Here is a 7,280-nt window from a genome sequence, read left to right as displayed (position 1 = left end):
CTCACCGACACCAGCGATGACGATCATGTCATCCAGATCTGTGGTGATCTCACCGGTTTCCACACGCTCCGGCTGTGCAGGCACTGCGATATTCGGCAGGGCCGTGATGGTCGCCGGGGCAGCGGGGGCGTTGGCTGCTGCCTCTGCTGCGGCCGCGGCGGCTTGTTCCGCATTCGCTGCCGCCTGGGAAGTCAGCTCAGCCATGTTCAACGTGTCCCCCAAACCACCGGTCAGATCCAGGTGCAGCGGAGCCTTGGCAGCCTGCGCGCGGGATTCGGCAGAAGCCAAGCCCATCAGCTCGTGGGAAATCTCTGCTGGGTTCCATACCCGGATACCCGCGGCCTCCACAGCCGGAGCGTGTGGAAACCGGTGAGATCACCACAGATCTGGATGACATGATCGTCATCGCTGGTGTCGGTGAGGTCTCGTCCTGGGGCTCGGGCCGCACCCGTTTCGAGGCAGAATACGGTATTCAGCGCGACGGCTCGGTGGAACTAACCGCCGCCGGTGTTCTGGAACTGGCGTGGATGACGGGCCTGGTCAACTGGGCCGAAGACCCAACCCCGGGCTGGTACGACGCCAATGGGGCAGAAATCGCCGAAGAGGAAATCTATGCTCGCTTCCGCGATGAGGTCGTCGCCCGCGCTGGCGTGCGCACCTTGTCGGATAAGTATCACCTGCAGGATCAGGGTTCAATTGACTTGGCGACGGTCTTCTTGGACCGCGACATCACCTTCACCGTGCCTTCCGAGGCCCAGGCCCGCGATATCGAAGCTGCTGACCCAGCCTTTACTCGCGTGGCCGAGTCCGACGGCGAGTGGCAGGTCACTCGCTTGCAGGGCGCTACCGCGAAGGTGCCGCGCAAGGCGACGCTGACACGCACGGTGGCGGGCCAAATGCCGGATAACTTCGACCCCACGCGCTGGGGTATTCCGGAGCACATGGTCGACGCCCTGGACCGCATGGCTGTGTGGAACCTGGTCACCGCCGTCGACGCGTTCATCAGCGCCGGCTTCAGCCCCGCGGAACTGCTGCAATCAATCCACCCGGGTGATATTGCTTCTACCCAAGGCACCGGTATCGGTGGCATGGAATCGCTGCACAAGGTCTTCGTCTCGCGCTTCTTGGACGAGGAGCGCCCGTCGGACATCCTGCAGGAAGCCCTACCAAACGTGATTGCTGCGCACACGATGCAGTCGTTGGTCGGTGGCTACGGTTCCATGATTCACCCGATCGGTGCGTGTGCGACCTCTGCGGTCTCCATCGAGGAAGGCTGCGACAAGATCAAGCTGGGCAAGGCCGATGTGGTGGTGGCCGGTGGTATCGATGACGTGCAGGTGGAATCGCTGGCCGGCTTCGGTGACATGAACGCAACCGCGGAAACGAAGAAGATGACCGACCAGGGCATCGACGAGCGCTTCATCTCCCGTGCCAACGACCGCCGCCGCGGCGGCTTCCTGGAGGCCGAAGGTGGCGGAACCGTGCTGCTGGTGCGCGGTTCCTTGGCCCGCGAGCTGGGCTTGCCGGTCTATGCGGTGGTCGCACACGCGGCGTCCTATGCCGATGGTGCGCACACCTCGATCCCTGCCCCGGGCCTGGGTGCTTTGGGCGCTGGACGGGGCCGTGAAAACTCGCGCCTGGCAAAGTCGCTGCGTGGTCTGGGCTTGCACCCGAACGACGTGACGGTGCTGTCCAAGCACGATACCTCCACCAACGCCAACGACCCGAACGAATCCGAGCTGCACTCCATGCTGTGGCCTGCCGTCGGCCGGGACGCCGATGCTCCGCTGTTTGTGATTTCGCAGAAGTCGCTGACCGGCCACTCCAAGGCTGGTGCCGCGCTGTTCCAGACCGGTGGGTTGATCGATGTCTTCCGCACCGGCCGGGTGCCGCACAATGCGGCGTTGGATTGCGTGGATCCGCTGATCGAGCCGAAAGCGAAGAACCTGGTGTGGCTGCGCGACGGCGTTTCGCTTGCCGACGCCGGGCGTCCGGTGAAAGCCGCTGTGTTGACCTCGCTCGGCTTCGGTCACGTTGGTGCCGTGGTGGTCTACGGCCACCCGGGTGTCTTCGAAGCTGCGGTGGCCGCGCAGTTCGGCGAGGACGCTGCGAGTGCGTGGCGCGAGCAGGCGGATGCTCGTCTGGCTGCTGGTGCCGCGCACCGCGAGGCTGGCATGATTGGCCGCCGCGCGTTGTTCAGTGTGATTGAGGGCCGTCGCCTGCCGGAGCGGGGTTCGAAGGAAGCGGAGATCGCCCTGTTGCTGGACGAGGATGCTCGCCTGGGTGCTGACGGCACCTACCCGCTGCCGGGTGAGGCTGGTGAATCTGGCAGGAGGGATTAGGTTTTAGGGTTCTCGGCCTAAAAATCAGCGCCGGTAACCGACACCGGCATGTTTATTAACTGACAAGGGTTCGTCCTGATTTTCCGCGCTGCGGGCCATCAGTGCGGACCCTTCAGTTTTATTTGCACCACTAGTGAGTTTCTTTCACTTCTACAACTTCCGTAACTTGTTATAGTCAGTTCACCAACCACTCCCTTAATTTCCGGAAGGCACCAGACGTGAAGAAACTCGCCGTAATTTTCGGCTCGTTCACCATCATTGCGAGCTTGCTTTCGTGTCCGATCGAAGCACACGCTAATCCTGCGAGTTCCAGCAATTCGGCGCGCTCTGGCGCCGTAGTGAATCTTGCTTCTTCCGCACCTGCTCTTCCCGGTAGCTCGATTGGGCCACGCTGGGATCAGTTCCAGTTAGGATCACAGATCCTGGAGTTTTTCCATAACTCCACCGACGAGGCCTACCGTGCGTTTTTCGCTTCCTTGCCTAAGGAAGTCCAGCAGCTTTCTTCCACACCGCAACCACGCAGCAAACCGACCCCACCAAACTTGCAGCCTGGTTATCAACCACCAGCTCCTGTTACTCCAGCCGGTGATTGCTCGAATTGCGTAGCTTTAACTTTCGACGACGGCCCGCAGCCGCCGACCAACCGAATTCTGGATACGCTCGACGCCAAACACGCAAAAGCTACGTTTTTCGTGCAGACCCCGATGGTGCATGTCTTGCCAAATACGGCGCGTCGCATCGTCAATTCGGGCCACACCATCGGCAATCATGGAACGACGCACGTGAATTTCGCGCTGAGCAGCCCAGCTCGTGTGCATACTGAGATTTCTCAAAACACCAAGGCTGTGCAAGCGGTCACTGGTGCGACGCCACGCTGGTTGCGCCCACCGTACGGGGCGCACAATGACAACGTCGTGCAGGCAGCCCGTGCGCACGGGATGGGGGTCGCGCTGTGGGATGTCATCGTTTTCGATTGGCGTGATCGCGACGCCAACACGGTCTGCGAACGCACGGTCAACCAAGCCGACGGCGGTGAGGTCGTGCTGCTGCACGATATTCACAACACCACCGCAGACGCGACCACCTGCATCATCGACGGGCTGCGCGCCAAAGGCCTAGAACCAGTGACTTTGGATCGCCTGCACGGCTCGCCGGAACCTGGACGGGTCTACGGTACCCGCTAGGGCTACGCATCGCGTTGAGCCGCGTTATTCAACCGCTTCACAAACTGCTGTGGCCGGTCCACCGTCACGCGGTAGGTTTTGCCATCTGTCATCTCCAGCGCCAAGTTGGCCGCGCCCGCGTGCATGGACAATGCACCTCCGATGAAGTGCACGCCGAAGGTATTACGTTCCAATGGCAAAGGGTCCTGTGGAATTGCAGCTTCCTTGATATTTGCGAAGTTGCAGGTTTTTACAGGGACCCACAGGACTTTGATTTTTAGCGTCTGCTGCTTCTGGTCTAACTGAGTGTCGATATGAAACAACACGACGATTGCCGGCACGATGACCAAGAGAAACGCCGCCCAACTCATCATGAGCAAAAACCAGATGGTGATAACTACTGTCACTGCGATCCAAGCCCAGCGAGCAGCATTGTATCCAAAAACTTGTGAATGTAGACGAGATTGTTGATTCGCCATAGGGGATTACACCTCCGGGGTTAAAGCGTCACATAAACCTAGAGTACCCAGATACTCGCGAAAGCTTTTGGGATTCTACATTTCTCGGCGCCCCCATTTATGATGTCTCCAAAGCTCATCGGCTCGCACGCCACGTAGCCGCGAGATCTCCCCACTCGACTTATCCTTTTGGAGCCAGCCCATGTCATCCTCGTTATTCCAGCGCGCAGCTGCCCTTGCTCTGACTGCGGCATTCAGCCTGCCTGCAGCCGCTGCTGTCTCATCTGCCGTGGCCACCCCACAAGCACACGCGCAACAGTTTTCCAGCGAAACCAGCTCCCGGATCGCTTTCGATGGCTCTTCCGAGCCAATGGCGGAATGGTCCAAAGACCCAGCTGTGCAGGGACATGTGCTAAATGTTCTTCAATTTTTCCAGAACCACACCCCCTGGCATCAACTGCCCATGTGGAACCTATGGGGTGAGCAAACCCCCTACACCATCGACAAGGAGCAGGATTTTGCACAGCCGCGCCTGATCCACCGCGAAGCAGATGAGCGCTTCGCTGTCGAACGTCTCTACGTGGAGTCCCCGGCAATGCGCCGCGTCGTCCAGGTGCAAGTGCAATACCCGAAGGACCGCGACACAGCCGCACCGATGCTGTATCTTCTCGACGGCGTGTCAGCTCCGCGTCAGTCCGGATGGCTGCGAAAAGGCGACGTGCAAGGAACCATGGCGAATGAACACGTCACCACGATCATGCCCGTCGAGGCTGGTGGCACCAACTACACAGACTGGAACAGCACCGACCCATATTTGGGCCGCGCAAAGTGGGAAACTTTCCTGACTCAGGAACTACCTGGCGTGATGGAACAACAAACCGGCATCCCTTTTAACGGTGAGCGCTATATCGGCGGCTTGTCCATGGGCGGTTCGGCTGCCGTCCGTCTGGCCAATCTGTACCCACAGCTGTATTCCGGTACTTTCTCGGTTTCGGGGTGCTATTCGTCGATCAGCACTGCTGGCCGTGCTTATTTCGACCTGGCAGCGCTTGTCATGGGTGGCAACCCAGAGCTGATGTGGGGCCCGGGCAACGCCCCAGAGCGCCTGCGTAACGACGTCGTCTCGGACCCAAAGGGTATCGCCAGCATGCCGGTCTATATTTATTCCGCCAATGGCTACGCTACTGAACATGATATTGAGCTGGCCCGCCCCGAGGGCATTCCGACGTTCTTCGGCAATATCACACTGGAAAAACTCACGAACCAATGCACCGCGGAATTGGAGCACTCATTGCAGGAAAAGGGCCTGATGCACGAGCGCATTGAGTTCGACCACGCACCAACCGGCATCCACGACTGGCCGTATTACAAGCAACAGCTCCCCGTGGCCTGGGCCAGCGTAACCCAAGGCAAATACACCTACCCGACCCCGGGAGAATAGTAACAACCCTGCTAGACGCGTGAGCTGCAGTTATACTAGGCGAGCATGAAACTTTCACGTACTTTCACTGCCCTGGCCGCGACCTCCATGCTTATCTTGGCAGCATGCTCTAATGCCGCGGACAGCGCCGATGAGACTGTTAATAGCGCTACCGAGCAGGCCTCGAGCGCGGTTAAATCCGCTACTGACGCCGCAGGCAGCGTGGCCGACAAGGCGAAAGACGATGCAAAAGATGCTGCTTCGGACACAGCCGACCAGAAATACCCTGACATTCTGGAAGCCGAATTATCCGGTTCCGATGGCGAATACCGCATCTCCGTGACGGTGTCCTCGCCCTATGATTCCCCGGAGCGCTACGCCGACGGCTGGCGCGTGCTCGACGAAGACGGCACCGTGTTAGCCGAACACGGACTCGGCCACGCCAACGAGCAGCCTTTTACTCGTTCCCGCGGCCCCTTCGAGATCCCGGACAACGTCAACGAGGTCACCGTCGAAGGCCACGACCAAGAACATGGCTACGGAGGCAAAACCGTCACCATCGAAGTCCCGCGCTAGCCCGTTTCGCGCAGTCTTTCGCCACGGATGGTGGCTAGATTTCCAGCCCAATCCACAGCGGTTCGGGCTCAAGCTGTACCCCAAATTTTTCCTGTACCCCGGCGCGCACATCACGGGCTAACTTGACGACGTCCGCAGCCCGCGCCGCGCCCCGGTTGGTCAGGGCCAGGGTGTGCTTCGTCGACAAGCGCGCTGGGGCATCCGCACCCGGGTAGCCTTTGGCAAAACCCGCACGATCAATCAGCCAGGCGGCAGACAGCTTCACCAGTGCTTCTGCGGCTCCATTTCCAGCCCCACCGGAAGCCCTTGCGGCACCACCGGAAACCTCAGTGCCAGACCCCTCAGTGTCGGAAACCTCAGTGCCAGAACCCCCAGTATCAGACCCCTCAGTGGCCATGCTGCCTGCAGCCACCGGGAAACGCGGCATGCCCGCTGCTTCGTCGGCACCCAGCTCGGTGGCAACCACCTGGGTGATCTCGTCGGCAAGCGTCTCCGGCACTACTGGGTTGGTAAAAAACGAACCCGCCGACCACGTGTCATGATCTGCTGGATCATGCACCATTCCCTTGGAACGACGCAGGCCCAGCACCTCCTCACGCACCTCCGCTGGATCGCGACGCTGGCCCGGCTCGCCCGCCAGCTGGCCAAAACGCAGCGGAGCTGACAAACCATCAGTGCGCAGCTGGAACTCTACGGCAAGCACCACCCCACGTGCGGTGAATTTCAAATTGGAATAGCGATACGCCAAATCCAGCGCGCTGGCAGGCACCCATTCGACCGCACCAGTCGAGCGGTCCAGTAACTGCACGCGGGTGAGCACATCCGCGATCTCCGCACCATAAGCGCCAACGTTTTGCACCGGGGTGGCACCGGCAGAACCCGGAATACCTGATAAGCACTCCAAGCCACCAAGCCCCGCATTGATGCTGGCAGCGACGACCTCATCCCAGACAACACCCGCACCCGCGCGCAACACACCGGTGCTGGCGTCGATCTCTAGCTGGTCATCGCCCATAAGCACCGCGACCACATCGAGCGGCTCGTCGGTCACCAGCAAATTCGAACCGCCGCCGACAATCAGCAGCTCCACCCCGGCAGCATCCAGGGCGCGGACCACCGCCGCGGCGGCCTCACCAGTCGCGGCTCGCACGGCAGCCCGCGGGGCACCACCCAGGTGAAACGTCGTCAACTGAGAAAATTCCACGCCATCGACGCGTTCGAGCGCCCCGGCGTCGGCAAGCGTTTGCAACTCCGGGGTATCCAAGGCCGTATTTGCTTGAGTCATAAAATCATTCATCACTATCACAGGGTAGTCTGTAGG

7 protein-coding genes are annotated in these 7,280 nt (G+C 60.4%); 4 read left to right on the top strand and 3 right to left on the bottom strand.

Annotation, left to right across the window (positions count from 1 at the left end; all coding sequences use genetic code 11):
- The coding region (locus A5774_RS05435) for a hypothetical protein (RefSeq protein ID WP_156519552.1) at positions 1-348 on the bottom strand (348 nt) is incomplete at its 3' end.
- Between the two features lie 11 nt (positions 349-359).
- Here A5774_RS05435 and A5774_RS05430 point away from each other — a divergent pair.
- Together A5774_RS05430 and A5774_RS05425 are read left to right on the top strand one after the other, a co-directional pair.
- Complete coding sequence (locus tag A5774_RS05430; protein WP_231892355.1) at positions 360-2,342, top strand: beta-ketoacyl synthase; 1,983 nt, start codon at positions 360-362, stop codon at positions 2,340-2,342.
- 218 nt (positions 2,343-2,560) lie between these two features.
- Positions 2,561-3,526, top strand: a complete 966-nt coding sequence (locus tag A5774_RS05425) for a polysaccharide deacetylase family protein (protein ID WP_082936117.1) — start codon at positions 2,561-2,563, stop codon at positions 3,524-3,526.
- A 2-nt stretch (positions 3,527-3,528) separates the two neighbouring features.
- Here the strand turns inward: A5774_RS05425 and A5774_RS05420 are convergent, their stop codons facing one another.
- Positions 3,529-3,984, bottom strand: a complete 456-nt coding sequence (locus tag A5774_RS05420) for a hypothetical protein (RefSeq protein ID WP_064833730.1) — start codon at positions 3,982-3,984, stop codon at positions 3,529-3,531.
- Positions 3,985-4,165: 181 nt separating this feature from the next.
- Here A5774_RS05420 and A5774_RS05415 point away from each other — a divergent pair, with 181 nt between their 5' ends.
- Positions 4,166-5,404 carry an alpha/beta hydrolase family protein gene (locus A5774_RS05415; RefSeq protein WP_064833728.1) on the top strand — a complete coding sequence of 413 codons (1,239 nt, stop codon included), beginning with the start codon at positions 4,166-4,168 and terminating at the stop codon, positions 5,402-5,404.
- A 45-nt stretch (positions 5,405-5,449) separates the two neighbouring features.
- The gene (locus A5774_RS05410) at positions 5,450-5,959 is read left to right on the top strand and encodes a hypothetical protein (protein ID WP_064833726.1); all 510 of its coding nucleotides are present in this window, start codon (positions 5,450-5,452) and stop codon (positions 5,957-5,959) included.
- Between the two features lie 34 nt (positions 5,960-5,993).
- On the opposite strand, the gene A5774_RS05405 is transcribed toward A5774_RS05410, so the two are convergent.
- Positions 5,994-7,244: a UDP-N-acetylmuramate dehydrogenase gene (locus A5774_RS05405; RefSeq protein WP_156519553.1), complete on the bottom strand. Its 1,251-nt coding sequence runs from the start codon at positions 7,242-7,244 to the stop codon at positions 5,994-5,996.
- Positions 7,245-7,280: the final 36 nt, after the last annotated feature.

The sequence above is a fragment of the Corynebacterium sp. EPI-003-04-2554_SCH2473622 genome, from assembly GCF_001665955.1.
GTDB lineage: Bacteria > Actinomycetota > Actinomycetes > Mycobacteriales > Mycobacteriaceae > Corynebacterium > Corynebacterium pseudodiphtheriticum.
The sequence above is the reverse complement of the archived record's forward strand: the minus strand, read 5'-3'. Positions and strand labels throughout refer to the sequence as shown.

Excerpts from the sequence above, each read along its gene's own strand:
- A5774_RS05410 (WP_064833726.1), top strand. The coding sequence starts at position 5,450 with ATGAAACTTTCACGTACTTTCACTGCCCTGGCCGCGACCTCCATGCTT.
- A5774_RS05405 (WP_156519553.1), bottom strand. The coding sequence starts at position 7,244 with ATGACTCAAGCAAATACGGCCTTGGATACCCCGGAGTTGCAAACGCTT.
- A5774_RS05415 (WP_064833728.1), top strand. The coding sequence starts at position 4,166 with ATGTCATCCTCGTTATTCCAGCGCGCAGCTGCCCTTGCTCTGACTGCG.
- A5774_RS05420 (WP_064833730.1), bottom strand. The coding sequence starts at position 3,984 with ATGGCGAATCAACAATCTCGTCTACATTCACAAGTTTTTGGATACAAT.